This window comes from Sphingomonas sp. 2SG (assembly GCF_005503285.1).
Lineage (GTDB): Bacteria > Pseudomonadota > Alphaproteobacteria > Sphingomonadales > Sphingomonadaceae > Sphingomonas > Sphingomonas taxi.
This window is the reverse complement of sequence record NZ_SCMZ01000019.1, coordinates 44766-66929: the sequence shown is the minus strand read 5'-3', so window position 1 is coordinate 66929 and position 22164 is coordinate 44766. Positions and strand designations below refer to the sequence as shown.

The following is a 22164-nucleotide window of genomic DNA, read 5'->3' as shown; positions in this document are numbered from 1 at the left end:
AAATCTTTATTGAGGCTTCGGGGGCGGTGGCTATGCGTGCGTGGACCATCGCAAGGGAGCAAGCATGACCGTCAGACAGATTCTTGCAGCGACGTCGGCGTTGGTCGCGGTGGCAAGCGCCGCGCCCGGCGTCGCGGCCGGACAGGCGACGTCCGCTGCCGTATCGCCGGCCCCGGCGTCGCAGCGCCAGCCCAACTTCCTCGTCATCGTCGCGGATGATCTCGGCTGGTCGGATCTCGGCGCGTTCGGCGGCGAGATCCAGACGCCCAATCTCGATACGTTGGCGCTGTCGGGCGTGCGCTTCACCGGCTTCCATACCGCACCGACCTGTTCGCCGACGCGTTCGATGCTGATGAGCGGCGTCGACAATCACGAGGCGGGGCTCGGCACGATGGCCGAGTTGCTCGGCGATGCGACGCGCGGGCGGCCGGGATATGAAGGCTATCTCAACGACCGCGTCGCCTCGATCGCCGAATTGTTGCACGCCGGCGGCTATGTGACGGTGATGGCGGGGAAATGGCATCTCGGGCTGACCCCCGAGCGCGAACCCGCCGCGCGCGGATTCGAACATAGCTTCGCCCTGCTCCAGGGGTTGTCGAACCATTTCGGCGAGGATCAGAACGCCGCCTGGGCCGCCGCGGGCTATGCGCCGAGTTACCGCGACGACGGCAAGCCGGCGGCGCTGCCGAAGGGCAGCTACTCGGCAGATTATTTTGCGGATCGGTTGATCGGCTATCTCGACGGTGCGGCGCGGGCCGGCGATGCGCGCCCGTTCTTCGCCTATCTGCCGTTCACGACGCCGCACTGGCCGTTGCAGGCGCCGGCGGAGACGATCACCAAATACAAGGGACGGTACGACGCGGGCTATGAGGCGTTGCGTGACGCGCGGCTCGCACGCCAGAAGCAGCTCGGCCTCGTGCCCGCCGATGCCGTCGCGCATGCGACGGAAAAGGTGCCCGCCTGGTCGTCGCTCGGCGCCGAGGGGAGGGCGATCGAGGCGCGGAAGATGGAAGTCTATGCGGCGATGGTCGACCGGATGGATCAGAACGTCGGCCGGGTGATCGCTGCGCTCAAGCGGCTCGGCCGCTATGACGATACGATCATCCTGTTCTTCGCCGACAATGGTCCCGAGGGCAATGTCATCGAGGCGCCGAGCCCGCGGTTCAAACCGGCGACGCCCGGCGCAGCCGCGGCCGACGCCCCGAAGCAGCCCGAGCCTGCATTGGGCATCGACAACAGTCTCGCCAATATCGGCAGGGGCAGCAGCTACGTCGGCTATGGACCGGGCTGGGCGCAGGCCAATTCGACGCCGTCGTGGCTGGTCAAGGGCTATCCGACCGAGGGCGGCATCCGGGTCAGCGCGTTCGCGGCGGGACGCGGCGTCAAGGGCGGCGGCCGCATCGCCAACGCCAATCTCGACGTCCGCGACGTCGCGCCGACGCTGCTCGATTACGCAGGGCTGCGCCAGCCGCAGCACTTCGCCGGCCATCCGATTTTGCCGCACGAGGGGCGCAGCCTGCGCCCGGTGCTCGCCGCGGAGGCGGCCGGCGTGCGTACCGCGCAGGAGCCCGTCGGCTACGAATTGTTCTTCCGGCGCGCGCTGCGCAAGGGCGACTGGAAGGCGGTCTACCTGCCGGCGGGGACCAATCGATATACGCGGCAGGGGGTGAGTACGGGACGCTGGCAGCTCTTCAACGTCGCCGCCGATCCCGGCGAGACCAGGGATCTCGCGGTGGCGGAGCCGGGCAGATTGACCGAGCTGGTCGCCGCTTATGATGCCTATGCCAAGGCGAAGGGGGTGGTGCCGTTGCCCACGGCGGAAACCGCCGCCGCTCCGGCGGCGCGGCCGTGACGCGCGGGGGTGCGCTGCTGCTGGCGCTGGTCGCGCTGACCGGGATCGGCGCGCGTGCCCCGGCGGTGACGGCGCGCTGCCTGACCGGGGACGCCCGCGTCTTCATCCCGGCGGGTGCGGTCCTGCTCGGCGAGGATGGCGACGGGCGGCCGGGGCAGGCGACCCCGGTCGCCGCCTTCTGGATCGATGCGCACGAGGTGACCAACCGCCAGTTCGCCGCCTTCGTCGCGACGACCGGCTATCGCACCCGCGCCGAGCGCGACGGCGCGTCCGCGCTGTTCGTGTCCCCGGCGCAGCCGGTGTCGCTCGACGACGCATCGCGCTGGTGGCGGTTCGTCAAGGGCGCTGACTGGCGGCATCCGCAGGGGCCGGGCAGCGACCTGTCGGGCAAGGCGGACGAGCCGGTCGTCCATGTCGATCGCGACGATGCGGTCGCTTATGCCGGTTGGGCCGGCGGCGCGCTGCCGACTACCGAGCAATGGGAACGCGCCGCGCGGGGCCGTCAATATGCCGGTCGCGCGCCGATGGATTGGGCGTTCCCCGGCGGCAAGCCGCGCGCGAACGTGTGGGAAGGCGTCTTTCCGATTCGCGATACCGCGGACGACGGCTATGCCGGCCTCGCCCCGGTCGGATGTTTCGACGCCAACGATTTCGGCGTGTACGACATGGTCGGCAACGTATGGGAATGGGTCGCCGGGCAGGATGCGGTCGGGCTGGTGAAAGGCGGCAGTTTCCTGTGCGCGGTCAATTACTGCGCGAACTTCCGCCCGGCGGCCTATCAGGCGCAGGAGCATGATCTACCGACATCGCATATCGGCTTCCGCATCGCGTATCGGAGTGAGCGGGCATTCTGAATACTGACGTGAAGGGGCAATATATGCCGACCCAAAAGCCGGCGGCTCGATCGCCTAAGCCGCGTCTCGCAGCGTCTGCAGCACGGTATGGATCACGGTCTTCTCACTACCCGCTGCCGCCGTCTCCAATTGCTCCTCGAGTTCTGCCGCACGTACGCCGAGGTCCTTTTGCCCGAACATCGCAGCGGAGCCCGCGAGCTTGTGGAGCAGTCCGGCAAGCTGCTTGACCCCCTCGTCATCCACCCGATCGTCGTCGTCGAGCCGCTTGGCGAAGGCGAGCAGTTCCGCCTTGCGCGCGTCGAAGCGCGCTTGCAGCGCCGGACTGATCTTGAACGTCGGCGTGACGAGGACCTTGGCGGGCACGGAGCGCGTCCATTTCTGGACGGCGCGAGTGAGGATCGCCAGATCGAGCGGCTTGGCGAGATGATCCTGCATCCCGGCGTCGAGGCATGCGGCGACGTCGTCGGCATAGGCATTTGCGGTCAGCGCCACGATCGGTAGTCGATCGGCGGTGATCCCCGCGGACCGTATCGCCCTGGCAGCGTCCAGCCCGTCCATGACGGGCATCTGCACATCCATCAGCAGCAGGTCGAAGCGCGCATCGGCGGCGGTCGCCGCCTGCACGGCGCGCAGACCGTTGTCGACGATGACGCAGTCGTGGCCGAGCCGCGACAGCATCGCCTTCATCAGGACCTGATTGACGTCGTGATCCTCGGCGAGAAGGATGCGGAGCGGGCGCTGCTCGGTCGTCCGGGCGGCGATCGGCATCGCTTCCCGCTCGTCGGATTGCGCCGGCAGCAGCGGCAGGCGAAGCGTGAACGTCGTGCCGATCCCCTCGTCGCTGGTCAGTTCCAGGCTGCCGCTCATCAACGCCGCGAGCTGCTTGCTGATCGCCAGGCCGAGACCGGTCCCGCCGAACCGCTTCGCCGTGGAATGTTCGGCCTGGGTGAACTGGTCGAATACCGCAGCCTGACGATGCGCGGGAATGCCGATGCCGGTATCCTCCACGGCGACCTCGAACATCGGCCGCCCCTGTCCCTCGACTCCGTATGCGCGCAGGCACACGCTGCCTGCCGGCGTGAATTTCACCGCGTTCGCCAGCAGGTTCAGCGTGACCTGGCGCAACCGCAGGCCATCGAGCAGCACGCAGACCGGCAGCGCCTCGTCGATCTCGACATCGAGTTGAAGACCCTTCTGGGAGGCGGCGGGCTGCACGAGCTTGATGCAGTTGCGCAGGGCATGGCGCAGATCGATGGGCTCGGGTGAGATCTGCATCTGTCCTGCCTCGATCTTGGAGAGATCGAGAATGTCGTTGAGCAGCCGCATCATCGCCTTGGCGGAGTCGACGATCAACTGCGCCTGATGGCGTTGCTCCGTCGATATCTCGCTGTTGAGCAGCAGGTCGGCGAAGCCGAGAACACCGTTCATCGGCGTTCGTATCTCGTGACTCATATTGGCGAGGAAGCTCGACTTGGCGCGGACGGCGGCTTCCGCATGCTCGCGCGCCGCCTCCAGCTCGGCTTCGAGGCGCTTGCGCTCGGTGACGTCGCGCAGCGACGTGATGATCTCGCGTGGTTCGCCGGTCGCGGGATCGCGGACGAGGCCGGAATGCGCCTCGATCCATAGCTCGTATGCCGGTGTATCGATCCGCTTCGCACGGTAGGCGCGCACGCCGCGATCGACGGTGCCGGTGACGAGCGCGCTATGGAACGATTGCATTTCCGCGCGATCGTCGGGATGAACCGAGGCGCCGAGCCGTTGCCCGACCAGCAGGCTGGCCTTGATCCCGAACAGCTGCTCGACCGATGGCGACGCGTAGATGCAGCGGCCTTTGAGGTCGACGCGCAGCACGGCATCGGTGGCGTTCTGCGCGAGGAGGGACAATTCCGACTCGGCCATCTGGCGACGCAGGATGTCTGCCTCGAGCCGCTCGTTCACGATGCGCAAGGCGTTAAGCCGCCTCCAGCGGTCGTGGTAGACGAGCACGGCGAGCAGCACGATGAGCAAGCCGCTGACGATGAGCCCCGCCTGGATCGGCGCGCGGAAATTCTCGGCATGCTTCAGCCGGATGGCGAGCAGGCGCCGCTCTTCCGCGCTGATGCGCTTGATCAGGTCGATCAGGGCGGCGGTCGCCACATGGCTCTCGGGGCTCGCCATGATCCTGGCCGCGTCGCTCGCCTTGTCCTGCCGGGTCAAGGCGATGGTCTCGCCGATGTCCTTCAGCCTGGTGTTGGCGATCTTAGCGAACGCCTCGACCCGCGCATGCTGATCGGGATTGTCGTTCGTCGATCGGCGAAGCGTCGCCAATTGCCGCGGTACCTTGCGCGAGATTTCGGCGAGCGTGTCGCCGGCCTGCGCGTCGCCGAGGACGAGGGCACGCCGGTACACCTCCGCCCGCAGCAGGTCGACGCGGACGTCGGACAGATGCTCCTTGACGACATAGGTGTGGCGAACCCAGGCGTCGGCCTTCTGCTTCTCGTGGACCAGCCACAGACCGGAACCCGCGCAGCAGATCAGCAGGACGAGCGCGACGACGAGCGCGACCTGCGACCTTACCCTCTCCGTGTACATTTCCGCGCCTCCCGTGAGACGTCGTCTCTATGGCGGGATTGGTTAAGGCCTTGTTGAACCATTGCTTCTTAATGATGGACGCGCGGGTTCAGGGTGGCGCGTCGCTTTGAACCCCCAATGTCGAAACCTGGAGCGAGACACTAATGGCCCGGATCATCATCGCCGACGACGACGAGATCGTCGGTGAAATCGCCCGCGATGCGCTCATCTCGGCCGGCCACGGCGCCGGGCTCGTCCTCGATGGTGGCGAAGCGCTCAAGATCATCAAAGCGAGAAAGCCCGATCTGGTGATCCTCGATTGCAACATGCCGGGGCTGGCGGGCGTCTTGCTGGTGCAGGAGCTGCGCAAGAGCGCTGCCTTCGCCGATCTGCCCGTCATGATGCTCACCGGGCGTCAGGGCCAGCGCGACGAGGAGCTCGCGCGCTTCGCAGGCGCCAACGATTATATGAAGAAGCCGTTCGACCCCGACGAACTGGTGTTCCGGGTCGAGCAGCTTCTTGCCAAGGCATAGGACCCGGGCTCGGATTCTCCATGTCGGAAATGACGAACGTGTCGCCACGCGAGCACGACGGGTCTCATCGCGGTTCGCCACGTCACGACATGTCTTTCATGCCCGCTAAGCTTCGGGACCATATGGCGTTTGCCGTGATATGGACGGTTTCGTGCCATCCATTGACACAAATCGCCCACATGCGCAGGGCCGGATCATGACTTCGCGCCTTTCCTGCAACGTATCGCTGACGCCCGAGCTGAAGAGCTTCATTTCGAGCAGTTTGACCACGGGCGATTATGCCAACGTCAGCGAAGTCGTCAGGGCGGGCCTTCGCGCCCTGCGCGATGGCCAGGGGCCGATCGCTCGACCTGCGATACAGGGTTGGCCGGTGGCCGGAGGTGAGTGCGGGACGCTGATCCGCAATCGCGACTGGAGCCGTACCACGCTTGGCGCGCCCGAAGGTTGGCCGCACGAGATGCGCGCGACCATCTCCAACCTCGTCAATTCGCCGATCGCAAAGGTCCTGATGTGGGGACCAGATCACATCATGTTCTACAACGATGCCTATCGGGAGATCGCCGGTGATCGGCACCCGCTCGCGCTCGGTACGCCGGTGGCGGAGGCCTTCCCCGAGGTTTGGGACTGGAATGGCCCGGTGCTGGCCGCCGTCCTCAAGGGCGAAACGCAGTCCTATCTCGATCAGCCGATCGTCTTCGAGCGTCCCGGTGGCCCACAGACACTGATGCTCGGCCTGTTCTACACCCCCGTGTACGATGCCGATGGCACGCCCGGCGGGGTGCTCTGCACGATCATCGACAACAGTGTGCGCGTCGCCACCGAACGCAAGCTGGCGGCAAGCGAGGCCGAACTGCGCCGCATCGCGGACGCGGTGCCGATGTTGGTATCCTATGTCGATCGCGAGCACGTCTACCGCTTCGCCAATGCCGACTATGAGGCCTGGTTCGGCATCGCTCCCGAAGCGATGATCGGCAAGCATGTCCGGGAGGTGATCGGCGAGGAGGCGTATCGCTCGCGCGCGGCAGACCTCGATCGGTCTCTGGCGGGCCATGCGGTGATCGCCGAAACGGTGCTTCATCACCGTGACCTGGGGCCGCGCCAGACCGAGATCCGCTACGTGCCCCACGTTGGCGACAACGATACGACGGTCGGCGTCTACATCCTCGGTATCGACGTCAGTGACCGCGCCGAGCGCGAGCTGGAGATCAAGGCCAGCAACAGCCGGTTCCGCACTGCCATGGAAGCGGTTCACGGCGTGCTCTGGACGAACAGCGCCGACGGTCGCATGATCGGCGAACAACCCGGCTGGAGCGCGCTGACCGGGCAGAGTCCGGATCAATATCAGGGCTTCGGCTGGGCATCGGCCGTCCACCCAGACGACTCGGCAGGGACGGTCATCGCCTGGAACCAGGCGGTGACGACCCGCAGCATGTTTGTGCACGAGCATCGGGTGTGCCGCTACGATGGCGAATGGCGGACCTTCGCCATTCGGGCATTGCCCATTCTCGATGGTGCCGGCGAGATCAGGGAGTGGGTGGGAGTCCACACCGACATCTCGCACCAGCGCGCAGCGGAGGCGAGCCTGCGGGAGCATGCGGAGAGTCTGGCACGCCAGGTCCGGCATCGCGAGCGCGCCGAGGATCAGCTCCGGCAACTCAACGAAACGCTCGAAAGCCGCGTCATCGATGAAATCGCGGAACGCCGCCAGGCAGAGGTGAAGCTCGCCCAGGCGCAGAAGATGGAGACCGTCGGCAAGCTGACGGGCGGCGTCGCGCACGACTTCAACAATCTGCTCCAGGTCGTCGGCGGCAATCTCCAGCTGCTCATGCGGGATGTGGCGGGCAACGAGCGTGCCGAAAAGCGCGTCGCAAACGCGATGGCCGGCGTTGCGCGCGGCGCGAAGCTCGCGGCCCAACTGCTCGCCTTCGGCCGCCGTCAGGCACTCGAGCCCAAGGTCGTCAACGTCACCCGCTTCGTGCAGGGGATGGACGACATGCTGCGTCGCGCGATCGGTGAGGCGATCGAGGTGGAGACCGTCTTCTCCGGCGGGCTGTGGAACACCTTCATCGACCCCGCGCAGATCGAGAACGCGCTGCTCAACCTTGCGATCAACGCACGCGATGCGATGGAAGGCCGCGGCAAGCTGACCATCGAATTGGCCAATGCTCATCTCGACGACGCCTATGCGCGCTCCCACGACGAAGTAACGCCGGGCCAATATGTCATGCTGGCGGTCAGCGATACGGGGTCGGGCATGTCGCCCGAGATCATCGCCAAGGTGTTCGAGCCGTTCTTCTCGACGAAGGCCGAGGGCAAGGGGTCGGGCCTCGGCCTCTCCATGGTCTATGGCTTCGTCAAGCAGTCGGGCGGCCACGTGAAGATCTACTCGGAAGTCGGCGAGGGCACCACGATCCGGCTCTATCTGCCGCGGGCGACCGAGGTCGAAGACGTCGAGGTCGTCAGCGATGCAGGACCGATCACGGGCGGCACGGAAACGGTATTGGTGGTGGAGGACGACGAAGAGGTTCGCGCCACCGTCGTCGAGATGCTGACCGATCTCGGCTACCGGGTCCTCAAGGCACCGGAAGCGACGAGCGCGCTCGCGGTCATCGAGAGCGGGGTTCCGATCGACATGCTCTTCACCGACGTGGTCATGCCGGGGCCGCTGAAGAGCCCGGAACTCGCCCGCAAGGCGCGCCAGCGCCTGCCCGACCTCGCCGTGCTGTTCACCAGTGGATATACCGAGAATTCGATCGTGCACGGCGGCAAGCTCGACAAGGGTGTCGAACTGCTCTCCAAGCCATATACCCGCGATGCGTTGGCTCGGAAGTTTCGCCATGTGCTGGCCAATCAGCGCCAGCGGGGGCAGGCGTCTATCCCGACGGCTGCCGTTCCCGAGCTCGTCACCGCCTGCTCGGCACCGATCGCCTCGACGCCGACGCTACGTAGGACGGCGCTGCTGGTCGAAGACGACGACCTGATCCGCGGGAACACCGGCGAGATGCTGGAGCAGGCCGGCTTCGTCGTGGTAGAAGCCGCCAGCGCCGAGGAGGCGTTGATGGCGCTGCAGACCGCCCCCGTCGACGTGCTCGTGACCGACCTCAATCTCCCGGGAGCGTCCGGGCGTGAACTCGCCGAAAAGGCCCGCGCATTGCGCCCCGACGCTACTGTCGTATTCGCAACCGGCGATCCCGGAGCGGTTGCCAACGAGATCGACTGTGTCGTTCTGGCCAAGCCGTACAACGCCGAAGCGTTGATCGCGGCCATCGCCACCCGCTCCGGCACTGAGCCTGCCGCGAGCGCCCTCACGGACATGGCCACTCGCTGATGTGTAATGCACGGGTGTTCCCCGACTTTGAACGCTCGTCCATCTTCGCAAGCGATCGGCTGGTCCCCCATGTCATTGGCACCTGCCGCCTTTCCCGAAGGCTTCTTCTAAGACGGTTTGAGCCGGTTGGCGCGGTTCACCTGAATTCCTTCTTTCGCCCATCCCGCCTGTGATTTGCATATGTCCTTCGATGGGCCGGGTTGAGGCATTGCCGCGGGCAGGTCAGCGAAGAATTTGATACAATAGACGTCCCGGCGCTGATCATACTGCGCCGTGTAGTCGTCCGTTATGGTCGTGATCCGGCGTGGCGTAGCCGCGGCGCCGGTCGATAGCGATGCGATCAGCGTGACCGCCGCCAAAGCCTTGCTCGTGTTGGTCGGCATCATATCCTTCTCCCCGTGAACGCCCGCCACCAGTCTGCGGCGGCTCTGTCCAGAGGTGCAAAATGCGTGCCATACGAGTAACACACCTCGTCTCTCGAGGGGATGGGACCGTGCCTTGCCGCTAGTCACTATTATATGATGAAAAACGCCAAGCTTTGGCGTGCATGCCATCTGCTGCGGGGATGGATCGACGTCAGGAGCCGCTGCAATCACGATGTGATCCCGAGCTACCATCATGCGTCGCCTTCCCCCCGCCGAGGCGGGCATAGAGCGTCGGCAGCACGAACAAGGTCAGCAGCGTCGCCGAAACGAGGCCGCCGATCACGACGGTGGCCAGCGGCTTCTGCACCTCCGCACCCGCACCATGGCCCAGCGCCATCGGCACGAAGCCGAGGGACGCGACCAGCGCCGTCATCGCGACCGGGCGAAGCCGGGCGAGCGCACCGTCATGCGCGGCCTGAACCCGGCCCATGCCCCGGGCCATCAGGTCGTGGATCGACGACACCATCACGAGGCCATTGAGGACGGCGATCCCCGACAGCGCGATGAAGCCGACCGCCGCGGACACCGAGAACGGCATGCCCCGCAAGGTCAGGGCCAGCACGCCGCCGACCAGCGCCAGCGGCACGCCGGTGAAGACGATCGCTGCGTCGCGCACCGAGCCGAGCGCGCCGTAGAGCAGCAGCATGATGGCGGCAAAGCAGACGGGTATGACGAGCAGCAGCCGGTCGCGCGCCGAGGCCAGATTCTCGAACTGCCCGCCCCATGCGACGTAGGTACCCGGCGGCATCTTCACCTGCGCGTCGATCGCCGCCCGCGCGTCCGCGACGACGCCGGCGACGTCGCGGTCGCGGACGTTCGCCTGCACGACGACGCGGCGCTTGCCGTTCTCGCGGCTGATCTGGTTCGGGCCGTCGACGACTGCGATGTCGGCCACCGTCGACAGCGGCACGAAGCCGCCGGCCGACGTCGGCACCGGCACCTGCGCCACCTCGGTCAGGTCCGACCGGGACGCGTCCGACAGGCGGATCACGACCGGGAAGCGCCGGTCGCCCTCGAAGATCACGCCCGCCTCGCGACCGCCGATCGCGGCGCTGACGGTATCCTGCACGTCGCCGGCGGTGACGCCGATCCGCGCCATCGCCATGCGGTTGGGGCGGATGTCGAGCATCGGCAGCCCTTCGGTTTGTTCGACCCGCACGTCGACGGCGCCGCGCGTCTTGCGCAGGATGGCGGCGATGCGGCCGGCGGCGTCGGTCATACCGCCGAAGTCGTCGCCGAAGACCTTCACCGCGATGTCGCCCCGCACGCCTGCGATCAGTTCGTTGAAGCGCATCTGGATCGGCTGGGTGATCTCATAGGCGTTGCCGGGCAGCGTCGAGAGCCGCTGCGCCATGCGCTCCACCAGCTTTTCCTTGCCGAGACCGGGGTCGGGCCACTCGGCACGCGGCTTCAGGATGACGAAAGTGTCGGTCGCGTTCGGCGGCATCGGGTCCGAGGCGATCTCCGACGTCCCCGTCCGCGAGAAAGCGAAGCGCACCTCGGGCTGGCGGGCGAGCATCTTCTCGATCCGAAACTGCATCGCCTGGCTCTGGTCGACCGAGGTGCCGGGGATGCGCACCGCCTGAACGAGGATGTTGCCCTCGTCGAGCTGCGGCAGGAATTCCTGTCCCAACGTGGTGAAGGCGACGCCGGCGAGCGCGAGCGTACCGATGGCGACGCCGAGCGTGGCCCCCGGTCGCCCCATCGCCTTGCCGAGGCCCGGCTCGTAGCGGCGACGCAGCCAGCCGATGATCCGGCTCTCCTTCTCGTCGACCGGTCGGCCGAGCAGACAAGCGATCGCCGCCGGTACGAAGGTCATCGACAGGATGAACGCGAAGACGAGCGCGATCATGACGGTGAGCGCCATCGGCTCGAACATCTTGCCCTCGACGCCGGTGAAGGTGAGCAGCGGCGCGTAGACGAGGATGATGATCGCCTGACCGTAGACGGACGGGCGGATCATCTCGCGCGCCGATGCCGCGACGAGGTCGAGGCGCTGCCGGAGCGGCAGCGGCGCGGGGCGGCCGTGCTGGGCATCGCCGAGCCGTCGCAGCGCGTTCTCGACGATGATGACGGCGCCGTCGACGATCAGGCCGAAGTCGAGCGCGCCGAGGCTCATCAGATTGGCCGAGACGCCGGCGCGCAGCATGCCGACGCTGGTCAGCAGCATGGTGATCGGGATCACCAGCGCCGCGATCAGCGCCGCGCGGACATTGCCGAGCAGCGCGAACAGCACGACGATGACGAGCAGCGCGCCCTCCGCCAGGTTGCGGGCGACGGTGGCGATGGTCGAATTGACCAACTCGGTGCGGTCGAGCACCGGCTTGACGACAACATCGACGGGCAGCGCCCGGCCGATCTGCTTCAGCCGTTCGCCGACCCCGGTGGAGACGGTGCGGCTGTTCTCGCCGATCCGCATCACCGCGGTGCCGACGACGACCTCGTGGCCGTTCTCGGATGCGGACCCCATGCGGAGCGCCTGTCCGGTACGAACTGTGGCGATCTGGCTGAGCAGGATCGGCACGCTTTCGCGCGTGGCGATCACCGTGCGCGCCAGTTCGTCGGCGTTGCGGACGCGCCCGTCCACGCGAACGGCAAGGCCTTCGCCGTTGCGGTTCACGACGCCAGCACCGGCGCTGCTGTTGTTGCGCTCCAGCGCGGTGGCGAGATCCTGCAGCGTGATCCGCATCGCCGCCATCCGCTGGATGTCGGGGACGACGAGATATTGCTTGGTGTAGCCGCCGAGACTGTCGACCCCGGCGAGGCCGGCGCTGCTCTTCAACTGCGGCGTGACGATCCAGTCCTGGACGGTGCGCAGATAGGTCGCCTTGTCGGCGGCCGTGACGAGGTGGTCGCCCTCGGGGGTGATGTAGCTGCCGTCCTTCTGGAGCCCGGGTTCGCCGTTGCGGTGATTGACCTCGTCGAGCTCGCGATACTCGACCGTCCACATGACGATGTCGCCGAGTCCGGTGGCGATCGGTCCCATCTCCGGGTTCACCCCGTCGGGCAGGGTCTCCGCGGCGGTGCGCAACCGCTCGGCGACCTGCGCCCTCGCGAAATAGATGTCGGTCCCCTCGTCGAAGACGGCGGTGACCTGCGCGAAACCATTGCGGCTGAGCGACCGGGTGTATGCGAGGCCGGGAATGCCGGCGAGCGCGGTCTCGACGGTGAAGGCGACCTGCTTCTCGATCTGGTCGGGCGAGAGGGCGGGCGCGACGACGTTGATCTGTACCTGATTGTTGGTGATGTCGGGGACGGCGTCGATCGGCAGCCGCTGGATCGCGAACACCCCGGCGAGTGCCGCGGCGACGGTCAGCAGCAGGACGAGCCAGCGCTTTTCGACGGCGAAGGTGACGATGCCGGCGAGGACGGGGCGGGCGACCATGGCCTAGTCCTCGTCCTTCGCTTGCGCCTTGCCGAGTTCGGCCTTGAGCGTGAACGAGTTGGTCGAGGCGATGCGCTCCTCCCCGGTCAGCCCGGCGGTGACGCTGACCGAGCCGCCGTTGGTGCGGCCGAGCGTCACCGGCATCGCCTTGAATCCGGACGGGGTCCGCACGAAGACGTGCGGCCTGTCGCCGATCATCTGCACCGAGGCCGACGGCACGGCGACGCTGCGATCGCTTTTGGCGGGCAGCAGCACGGAGACGCCGACGGTCTCGCCGACGCGCCAGGTGCCACCGACGTTGTCGATGGTGGCGATCACCGGCACGAGACGGGTGGTCTCGTCGAGGATCGGCGAGACGAAGGTCACACGGCCGTCCTGACGCCGTCCGGCAGACGTGACCTCGACGCGGGTGCCCGGCGCGACGTGACCGGCATCGGCCGGTACCAGCGACATGGTCACCGACACTCTGGCCAGGTCGGCGACCCGGAAGATCTCGGCGTCGGCGGCGATCTGCTGGCCGAGCGTCGCGGAGCGGGCGATCACCCGGCCGGAGATCGGCGAGCGCACCGTGATGCGGTTGAGGGCGTCACCACCCCCGCCGGTGGCCGACAGCTGCTGATTGGCGAGACGCAGCGCGATGTCCGCCTCGGTCGCGGCGGTGCGGGCGGCGACGAGGTCCTGTTCGGGCGATACGCGTTCGGCGAACAGCCGTTGCTCGCGGCGCAGATTCGATCGTGCGAGGGCGGAGCGAGCCCGCGCGGCTGCCACTTCGGCGTTGAGGCTTGCTGCCTCCCGGCTCTCGATGACGGCCAGCGTCTCGCCGCGGCGAACTGGCTGGCCAAGGTTGCGGGTCAGCGCGACCAGGCGGCCGCCGATCGCGGCCGACACGACCTGCACGCCTTGCGGGTCGCCCTCGATGGTTGCGGGAAGCTCGATCGCCCCGGCGACGCCGCCGACGGTCGGACGGGTGACCTCGATGCCGGCGTCGGCGATCTGCTGCGCCGAGAGTGTGGCGGTCGTCGGATCGCCGCTGGCCGCTCCCTTCGTCTCGCCTGCCTCACTGGCGTTCTCGGCGGGCTCGGCCGAGCGGCCGCAGCCGATGACGGCGAGGGTCAGGACCGCCGGCATCGCGGTCTTCAGGATGCGGTTCATCGGTGATCGTCCTTGGAAAGCGGCGCGGCGGCGGTCAGCCGTTCCAGCCGTGCCTGCGCATCGTGATGGGCGGAGAGCGCGTCGATCGCGGCCGTGCGGGTTTCGAGCAGCGTGCGCTCGGCATCGAGCAGGTCGAGCTGTCCGAACTTGCCCTCACGGTAGCCGATGCGAGCGATCCGGGCGGCCTCGGTCGCGGCGGCGAGCGCGGGTCCGGCGGCGTTGCGTGCCGTCGTCGCAGCGTTCTCCGCCTCGGCCTGGGCCGTGGCCACGTCCTGCTCGGCGTCGAGCAGCGCGACGCGCCGCCGTGCGTCCGACTGCTCGCGCTGCGCCTCGGCAAGGGCGATGCTCGCTCGCCCGTTGTTGAAGACGTTCAGCGGGATGGAGATGCCGAACACGGCCGCGACGTCGTTGGTCTGCTCCAGCCGGCGGGCACTGGCACTGACCGTCAGATCGGGCACGCGCTGGCTGCGCGCGAGGCGGACCTGCGCCGTGGCCGTGTCGAGGTCGGCACGCGCCGCGGCGACGGTCAGCGATGCCGACGGCGTCATGGACCGCGACGGGCCGACCGAAGGCACCGCGTCGAACCAGCCGCCATCGAGCCGGCCCACCGGCACGCCGACCAGTCGGGCGAGATTGTCGGAGGCCACCGCCGCCGACCGGCGTGCCCGTTCGAGCGTCCCCGCGGCGGCGATGCGCGCCACGTCGGCGCGCTGCTCCTCGAGCGGTGATGCGCGACCGGCCTGCACCCGGACGCGGGCGGCGCGCAGGACCTCGGCGGCGATGCCGACCTGATCCTCCGCAATGGAAACCCGACGCTGGGCGGCGGCGGCGGCGGTGTAGGTCTGCGTCACCCGCAACCGCAAATCGGCGCGCGCGATCTCGGCCTGCAGGCCGGCGCGTCCGATCTGCGCGTCGGCGACGGCGATGCGGGCGCCACGCTTGCCGCCGCGCTCCACCGGCAGCGCGAGGCCGAGCGTCGTCTCCGACGAGCGCAGTCCCCGATAGAGGCCGGTGCCCGCGACGTTCTCCGCCTCGCCGACGATCGACGGATTGGGTCGAAGGCCGGCGAGGCGGCGCTGCGCTTCGGCGGCGCGGATACCCGCCGCGGCCACGTCCCGGAACGGCGACGACGCGCCCGACCGGTCGATCGCTTCGGCTAGCGTGAGGACCGGCATTGCGGCGGCGGTCTGTTCGGTCTGGGCCTGCGACGACGATGCGCAGGCGCCGGCGGCCAGAACGGCCGCGATGATGCGATGCATGAATTGCTCCCGACGGTAGTGACCCGGACGCGCATGCGCGCGCGCTCGATCGACGCGTCAGGCCTGCGGCGGTCGGAGGCCGGCTTCCGTGTCGTGTCCGCTCAGCGCACGGTTGCGCACTGCGGGCGGTATCGTCGATGCGACGAGCGTCCGGCCGATCATCGTCCCGACGACGGGCGTGTCCACGTGGTGCTCGTGGCAGCTGGCGTGATGGTGGGGGTAGGCCTTGTCCGCGTCGGCAGGAACCTCGTCGCCATCGCCCGGTGCGTGGACGGCCGTCTCGGTCCTGCTCATCTCGATGCCGCCTGTTTCCGCGGCATGCGCCATCCCGGCCCAGGCCGCCAGGACCAGCATCAGGCACGCCAGGAGGGGCACGAGCTTGCGCATGGCTGTGCCTAGCATTCTGCCGGCACCGTGTAACCCCGTCCGGCAGCCACCCTCTCGTCCGAGGTTCTGCCGCAACCGCCGCAAGCCATGGCCGTCGTCCTTCGCGAAGTGCGTCCGACAGGCTATATGCACCCTGTAGCAGCTACAGGGTCAAGCGAATGATGTGGTTCGTCGTGAAGTCGCTGCTCTCGGGTGTGATCGTCGCCACTGTATCCGAGGTGGCGCGTCGCAGCCCGGGGTTCGGCGCTCTCGTCGCCTCGTTGCCGCTCGTCTCGATCCTCGGCATGATGTGGCTGTGGCACGACACAGGTGATCCCGATCGTCTGGCAGCCCATGCGAGCGCGACCTTCTGGTATGTGCTGCCGTCGCTGCCGATGTTCCTCGTCATCCCGTTCCTGATCCGCAGCGGCGTGCCTGTCTGGTGGGCTCTGGCCGCCGGGTGCGCGGTGACGGTGCTGCTCTACACGGCGATGACGGTGTCCGCCTCGAAGCTGGGGATCGCGCTGTGACCCATTTGACGATCGGCAAGCTCGCGAGGGAGACCGGTACGACGGTCGAGACGATCCGCTATTACGAGCGGGTCGGGCTGATCGCCGCCCCGGCGCGGACCGACGGAAACTATCGGTCCTTCCGTCCCGCTGATCTGGAGCGGCTCCGCTTTATCCGGCGGACACGGGACCTCGGCTTCTCGCTCGATGAAGTCCGCGCATTGCTGGACATGGCGATAGAGCGGGATCGGGATTGTGGCGAGGTCGACGAACTGGCCAAACGGCATCTGAACGCGATCGACCAAAAGATCGCGGACCTCGTCGCGTTGCGACGCGACCTCGCCAGCGTCATCGCGCGCTGCGCCGGGGGCACGGTGGCGGATTGCCAGATCCTCCAGACCTTCTTGCCACGGCTTCCCGGCAAGAGCGGGCCGGGCACGGCGAGTTGACCGTCGACTGTCCTGACATCTGTCGGAATATCGCCCGATCTCGAAACACCCTAACGCTTCGCCACGCCGGTCGATTGCCGGATGATGAGCTCGTGGCGATGGCTCCGACATAGGATCGGGGGCGTGTCCTTGAGCTGGGCTACGACCATATCGGCGGCGGCGACCGCCATGTCGAAAACCGGCTGGCGGACGGTCGTGATCGCCGGCCAGGCGATGCGCGCGACTTCCGAGTCATCGAAGCCGGTGATCGACACGTCGCCCGGCACCGTCAGCCCGGCCTCCAGCGCCGCGATCAACGCGCCGACCGCCATGTCGTCGTTCTGCGCGAGGATCGCGGTCGGCCGATCGGCGCGGGCGAGCAGCGTCGTCGCGGCGGCATGGCCGCTTTCATAGGTGTAGAAGCCCGTCGCGATCCGCTCCGGGGCGATGGTGATGCCGGCCGCGGCGAATGCCGCGGCGAAGCCCTGCATGCGCGCGTCGGCGGAGGCATGGGTGGGATCGCCGGTGATGATCGCGATGTCGCGATGGCCGAGGCCGATGACATGGGCGGCGATCTCGCGCGCGGCGGTGACGTCGTCGATCAGGTTGCTTGGTCCCGCCTCGATCAGGCGGGTGGGCGCGATCCGCGCGAAGCGGATGCTCGCCGCGGTCAGATCGGCCATGATCCGTTCGCTGTCGGAGGCCGGCGGCGCCAGCACGACGCCATCGAGCGCCGCCGAGCGGAGCAGCCCGACCACGTCCGCTTCGTGCGCCGAGATCGATGCGATCGGAATGACGACGAGCCGGTAATGTTCGTCACGCAACCGCTCGAGGACGCCCTTCTGCAGATCGACGACGTAACTGGGCGAGGGGTTTTCGTAGACAAGGCCGATCAGGTGCGAACGGCGCTGAACCAGCGCGCGGGCGAGCATGTTGGGATGGTAGTTGACCGCCGCCGCGGCTTCCTTGACCCGGCGGATGATGTCTTCGGTCACGTGCGGCTGGCCGTTTAGCACGCGCGATACCGTCTTGATCGACACGCCGGCGTGGCGGGCGACGTCGACGATCGTCGTGCGGTGATGTCCCTTGACCATGAGGCGGTGTACGTAGCGTCGTCGCTTTGGTCCACTCTGGATGGCGCCGCTTGATTAGCGGCATGCTGTTGACAACGTCGGACAAATTGTATCGAATTGTCTCTGCCGCCAACGAGCGGGACGGGGAGAGAGACCATCCACTACGTCGACTTGCAGACGTTGCAGCGGACGCCGACGCTCGGCGCGACCTGGTATGAGGAAGTCGTCCGCCGCAACCCGATCGTATGAGGCGTGGTATGGCATTCGCCATCGCGGACGACGCGCGGCTGACCGCCTCGGCGATCGGCGCAGAGCGCGAACCGCTGCTCGATGCCGCGGGACTGCTCGCCGATCCCGCCGCGCTGGTCGATGTCGCGGCGGCGAGCCGCTTCACCCCGGCTTATGGCCCGACCGGCGGCTATCCCGGCCTGCGGGCGGCATTGCCTGATGCCTATATCCAGTCGGTCGTCGACGTGCTGGTCGGCCCGATCGCCGAGGCGTTCGGGCTCGGGGCGGTTCGTCCGAACCGCGCACAGGGGGCGTTCTCGCTGGTGACGCTGGCGCCGACGGCCCTGGCACCACCGCAGCGTTCGCCGCACGTCGACTCGGTCGACCCGGCGCAATTCGCGATCCTCCACTATCTGTGCGACGCCGGCGCCGGTGGCACCGCCTTTTATCGCCATAAGGCGACGGGGTTCGAGCGGCTCGATGACTGCCGGCTTGCCTCCTATCGGGCGGCACGCGCGACCGAGGCCGCCCCGCACGGCTATGTCGACGACGGCGCACCCTGGTTCGAGCGGACGATGCAGGTCGGCGCCACGTTCAACCGAGTGATCGTCTATCGCAGCTGCATCCTCCATTCGGGAACGGTGCCGACGCCGGATCGGTTGACCGCCGATCCACGCAGCGGAAGGCTCACCGCCAACATCTTTTTGACTCTGGCTTCGGGCTGATCCGTCCGCGAGCCGATGACGCCCAATGTTGTTTTGTCGCACATAACAAAAGCGCAACAAAACGTCGCAATTTGGTATACTTTTATTGCTATTGACAACGTAGGACACGACAGTAGGTCTTGGCCCCGAGGCAAGCCAGGGTCGCCGACGACAGGCGGCTGCTTGACCATAAGGGGAGGAAGCATGAGGGGATTTTCGCCATTGAGGGCGCTCGTCTGCACGACATCGGTCGGCGCGATCGCATTGTGTCTCACCACGCCCGCATCGGCCCAGGTCGTCGGCGGCGGTGACGACAGCAATGCGCCCGCCACCAATGCGCAGCCGGGGTCAGAAGACGCGCCACGCGCCGCGCAGGACGGTGCCACCACCGCCACCGCGGAAGGGTCGGGCGAGGACATCGTCGTCACCGGTATCCGCGCGTCGCTCAATCGCGCGATCGACATCAAGCGCAACTCGAACGGCATCGTCGACGCGATCTCGGCCGAGGACATCGGCAAGTTCCCGGACACTAACCTCGCCGAATCCCTGCAGCGGGTCAGCGGCGTGTCGATCAACCGCGTCAACGGCGAGGGCGCCGAGGTGACCGCCCGCGGCTTCGGCGGTGGCTTCAACCTCGTGACGCTCAACGGCCGGCAGTTGCCCGCGACCAATTTGCAGGGGGTCGGCGGCGACCAGAGCGTCGACTTCGCCACCGCGACCGGCCGTTCGTTCGACTTCGGCAACCTCGCGTCGGAAGGCGTCAGCACGCTCGAAGTCTACAAGACCGGGCGCGCCGCCATCCCGACCGGCGGTATCGGCGCGACGATCAACGTCATCACCCGCAAGCCGCTCGATTCGCGGCAGTCGGGCCTGTCGGGATCGATCGGCGCCAAGGCGTCGTACGATACCAGCATCTCCAAGGACGAAGACGGCCTGGCGAAAGTCACGCCGGAAGTGTCCGGTCTTCTGAACTGGAAAAATGATAGCGATACCTTCGGTGTCGCGCTGTTCGGAAGCTACCAGAAGCGCAACTCCGCCGCCGCCAGCTCGACGTCGAACGCCTGGAACATCCGGACGATCGACAATCCCGGCGACATCTTCGGCGCCAATACGGTGATCAACAACCGCCCGCCCGCGGGCAGCCTGATCGCCTTCCCGAACGATGCGCGCTACCATTTCTCCGAATCGACTCGCGAGCGCATCAACGCCTCGGGCGTCATGCAATTCCGCCCGGTGGAAAGCCTGCTGCTGACCGCGGATGTGCTGTGGGCGCAGAACCGCCAGAACGAGGCGCGGCAGGATCAGACGAACTGGCTCAACCGGCCGTTCGGCACCGTCACCTTCGACAACAGCCCGGTGCCGACCGCGACGGTCATCTCGCAGGCGGTGCCCGATCCCAAGGACACCGGCTACGAGCAGCAGTTCCGCGCCACCAAGGACAAGCTGGAGGAATATGGCCTCAACGCGGCGTGGGACGTCAGCGACAAGTTCAAGCTGGTCGCCGACATCCAGCATTCCAAGTCGCAGGCGCTGCCCGACGCGTCGAACGGCGCGAGCTCGACCCTGTTCTCGATGGGGGCGAACGTCGTCAATGGGCAGACGATCGACTGGTCGCGCGGCTTCCCGCAGGTCAGCGAGACGATAAACGACTGTAACGCATTGTCCTCGAACGCCGGACCGGGCCGCGTGATCGGCAATTGCAACGGCCAGCTCGACGCCGGCGATCTCGGCACCCAGGTCGCCCGCACCAACTCCGCGCGGCAGATCCAGACGATCAATCAGGCGCAGCTCGGCCTCGGCTGGGATCTCGGCGGCGGCAGCAAGGCCGAATTCGGTGGCAGCTACATCGATTCGAAGCTTCGTTCGACGCGGACCCAGACCACGCAGACGCTGGGTGACTGGAGCATCAGCAATCCCGGCGAGGTCGAGGCGCAGGCCGCAGGCCTGATCAAGACCTTCTGCCTCGTCTGCAAGTTCGATCACTTCAAGCCCGGCGTCACCGGCCCCGGCCTCAATGCCTTCCGCGGCAATGCAGTGGCGCTGAACAACATTTTCTCGCCGCTTTATGCCGCGCGCGGCAATCCCGTCACCGCCGGCTCGGCGAATGACGACAGGATCGAGGAGAAGATCGCCTCGGCCTATGGCCAGCTGACCTGGAAGGGCCAGATCGCCGGTGCGGATGCGACCATGGTCGTCGGCGCACGCTACGAAGTCACCAAGGTGAGGGCGTTCTCGCTGGTCAACGGACCGTCGGCGATCATCTGGACGTCGGACAACGACTTCAACGTGCCGGGCTCGTCGGCGGCGACGCCGCTGTCCGGCCGCGGCAGCTACGACAATCTGTTGCCCGCGATCGATTTCCAGATCTCGCCGTTCGAGAACGTCATCACCCGCGTCTCGTTCAGCAAGACGATCGCACGCCCGTCCTACGGCGATCAGTTCGTCAGCTCGACCGCCGCTGCCGGCAGCCGCGCGACGCTGTTCGGCGGCCAGCCGAATGGCACGACGGGCAACCCGAACCTGCGCCCGCTCGTGTCGGACAATTTCGACATATCCGCGGAATGGTACTTCAAGTCGTCGAGCTACCTGTCGGCGGGCTTCTTCGACAAACGGGTGCGCAACTTCGTCGGAACGGGCTTGTCGAACGGCAATCTGTTCGGCCTGCGCGACGCCACCACCGGAGCGGCAGGCTCGCGATCCGGCACGGCGGCCGAGGCGCTCGGCCGGCTCGGCCTCGACCGGACCGACATCAACCTGTTCAGCTATACGGCCCGGCTGGTCCAGAACGGCGGCAACGTCGCGCAAACCGACGCCGATATCCGCGCCAACAGTTCGGGCACCTCGGTCAACGGCGGCTATTTCGACCAGCTGTCGCGCTCGGTCGACATCACGCCCGACGCCAACGATCCGCTGGCGATCTTCTCGATCGCCTCGCCGATCAACAACCGCGACGCGGAAATCTACGGTGCCGAGTTCGCCGGCCAGTATTTCTTCGGCCGGACCGGTATCGGCGTCGCGGCGTCCTACACGTTGGTGCGCGGCAATGTCGGCATCGACGTGCTGGCGGCGCCGACCGCGGATCAGTTCGCCTTGCTCGGCCTGTCCGACACGGCGAACGCCTCGCTGATCTACGACAAGAATGGTCTGTCGGCACGCCTGACGTACAATTGGCGTGCCAAATACCTGTCGGAGATCGGCCGTGGCGGCACCACCGATCGCAATCCCGTCTTCTTCGCGCCGTATAGCAGCGTCGATGTCAACGTCAGCTGGGACATCAATCAACAGATCGCCGTCTCGCTCGAAGGTATCAACCTGACCAGCGAATCGGTGCGCAGCTACGGACGCTCGGAAAACCAGACCTTCTTCGCGCAGGAAAACAAACCGAGACTATTGCTCGGCGCGCGCTATCGGTTCTGAACTTATCATCGATTACGTCTCCCCTTGGGGTCGCTCTTCGGAGCGGCCCATTTTTTTGGAAGACGCTTGCTGACCCGGACGATGCACGGTACGCCATCGGC

16 protein-coding genes are annotated in these 22164 nt (G+C 67.2%); 9 read left to right on the top strand and 7 right to left on the bottom strand.

The window, feature by feature from the left end; translation table 11 throughout:
- Positions 1-64: 64 nt before the first annotated feature.
- Both FFS23_RS09970 and FFS23_RS09965 read left to right on the top strand, forming a co-directional pair.
- The gene (locus tag FFS23_RS09970; RefSeq protein WP_137898491.1) at positions 65-1852 is read left to right on the top strand and encodes an arylsulfatase; all 1788 of its coding nucleotides are present in this window, start codon (positions 65-67) and stop codon (positions 1850-1852) included.
- On the top strand, positions 1849-2706 hold the full coding sequence (locus FFS23_RS09965) for an SUMF1/EgtB/PvdO family nonheme iron enzyme (RefSeq protein ID WP_137898490.1): 858 nt from the start codon (positions 1849-1851) through the stop codon (positions 2704-2706). Before FFS23_RS09970 ends, FFS23_RS09965 begins: the two co-directional genes overlap by 4 nt.
- 54 nt (positions 2707-2760) lie before the next feature.
- On the opposite strand, the gene FFS23_RS09960 is transcribed toward FFS23_RS09965, so the two are convergent.
- Positions 2761-5277, bottom strand: a complete 2517-nt coding sequence (locus tag FFS23_RS09960) for an ATP-binding protein (protein WP_137898489.1) — start codon at positions 5275-5277, stop codon at positions 2761-2763.
- Between the two features lie 143 nt (positions 5278-5420).
- On the opposite strand from FFS23_RS09960, the gene FFS23_RS09955 reads away from it, so the two are divergent.
- Both FFS23_RS09955 and FFS23_RS09950 read left to right on the top strand, forming a co-directional pair.
- Positions 5421-5789: a response regulator gene (locus tag FFS23_RS09955; RefSeq protein ID WP_038665254.1), complete on the top strand. Its 369-nt coding sequence runs from the start codon at positions 5421-5423 to the stop codon at positions 5787-5789.
- Between the two features lie 196 nt (positions 5790-5985).
- The gene (locus FFS23_RS09950) at positions 5986-9117 is read left to right on the top strand and encodes a PAS domain-containing protein (RefSeq protein ID WP_137898488.1); all 3132 of its coding nucleotides are present in this window, start codon (positions 5986-5988) and stop codon (positions 9115-9117) included.
- A gap of 107 nt (positions 9118-9224) precedes the next feature.
- Here the strand turns inward: FFS23_RS09950 and FFS23_RS09945 are convergent, their stop codons facing one another.
- The 5 genes from FFS23_RS09945 to FFS23_RS09925 form a co-directional block, all read right to left on the bottom strand.
- Positions 9225-9503, bottom strand: coding sequence for a hypothetical protein (locus FFS23_RS09945; protein ID WP_137898487.1), 279 nt, complete (start codon positions 9501-9503; stop codon positions 9225-9227).
- A 190-nt stretch (positions 9504-9693) separates the two neighbouring features.
- Positions 9694-12927: an efflux RND transporter permease subunit gene (locus tag FFS23_RS09940; protein WP_137898486.1), complete on the bottom strand. Its 3234-nt coding sequence runs from the start codon at positions 12925-12927 to the stop codon at positions 9694-9696.
- 3 nt (positions 12928-12930) lie between these two features.
- Positions 12931-14079 carry an efflux RND transporter periplasmic adaptor subunit gene (locus FFS23_RS09935; protein ID WP_137898485.1) on the bottom strand — a complete coding sequence of 383 codons (1149 nt, stop codon included), beginning with the start codon at positions 14077-14079 and terminating at the stop codon, positions 12931-12933.
- A complete protein-coding gene (locus FFS23_RS09930; protein ID WP_137898484.1) occupies positions 14076-15338 on the bottom strand; it encodes a TolC family protein in 1263 nt (420 codons plus the stop codon). The genes FFS23_RS09935 and FFS23_RS09930 overlap by 4 nt, the downstream gene beginning before the upstream one ends.
- Positions 15339-15395: 57 nt before the next feature.
- Positions 15396-15725, bottom strand: a complete 330-nt coding sequence (locus tag FFS23_RS09925; protein WP_137898483.1) for a hypothetical protein — start codon at positions 15723-15725, stop codon at positions 15396-15398.
- A gap of 158 nt (positions 15726-15883) precedes the next feature.
- On the opposite strand from FFS23_RS09925, the gene FFS23_RS09920 reads away from it, so the two are divergent.
- Both FFS23_RS09920 and FFS23_RS09915 read left to right on the top strand, forming a co-directional pair.
- Positions 15884-16234 (top strand): DUF3147 family protein, encoded by a 351-nt coding sequence (locus FFS23_RS09920; RefSeq protein ID WP_137898482.1) that lies wholly within the window; start codon positions 15884-15886, stop codon positions 16232-16234.
- A 5-nt stretch (positions 16235-16239) separates the two neighbouring features.
- Positions 16240-16662: a MerR family transcriptional regulator gene (locus FFS23_RS09915; RefSeq protein WP_212742935.1), complete on the top strand. Its 423-nt coding sequence runs from the start codon at positions 16240-16242 to the stop codon at positions 16660-16662.
- 50 nt (positions 16663-16712) lie between these two features.
- Here the strand turns inward: FFS23_RS09915 and FFS23_RS09910 are convergent, their stop codons facing one another.
- Positions 16713-17735, bottom strand: coding sequence for a LacI family DNA-binding transcriptional regulator (locus FFS23_RS09910; protein ID WP_137898481.1), 1023 nt, complete (start codon positions 17733-17735; stop codon positions 16713-16715).
- A gap of 96 nt (positions 17736-17831) precedes the next feature.
- Between FFS23_RS09910 and FFS23_RS20595 the strand changes: the two genes are divergently transcribed.
- From FFS23_RS20595 to FFS23_RS09900, 3 genes are all read left to right on the top strand, one after another.
- The gene (locus tag FFS23_RS20595; RefSeq protein WP_283214451.1) at positions 17832-17963 is read left to right on the top strand and encodes a hypothetical protein; all 132 of its coding nucleotides are present in this window, start codon (positions 17832-17834) and stop codon (positions 17961-17963) included.
- 8 nt (positions 17964-17971) lie between these two features.
- A complete protein-coding gene (locus FFS23_RS09905; protein WP_137898480.1) occupies positions 17972-18667 on the top strand; it encodes a DUF6445 family protein in 696 nt (231 codons plus the stop codon).
- Between the two features lie 183 nt (positions 18668-18850).
- Positions 18851-22063 (top strand): TonB-dependent receptor, encoded by a 3213-nt coding sequence (locus FFS23_RS09900; RefSeq protein WP_038665278.1) that lies wholly within the window; start codon positions 18851-18853, stop codon positions 22061-22063.
- Positions 22064-22164: the final 101 nt, after the last annotated feature.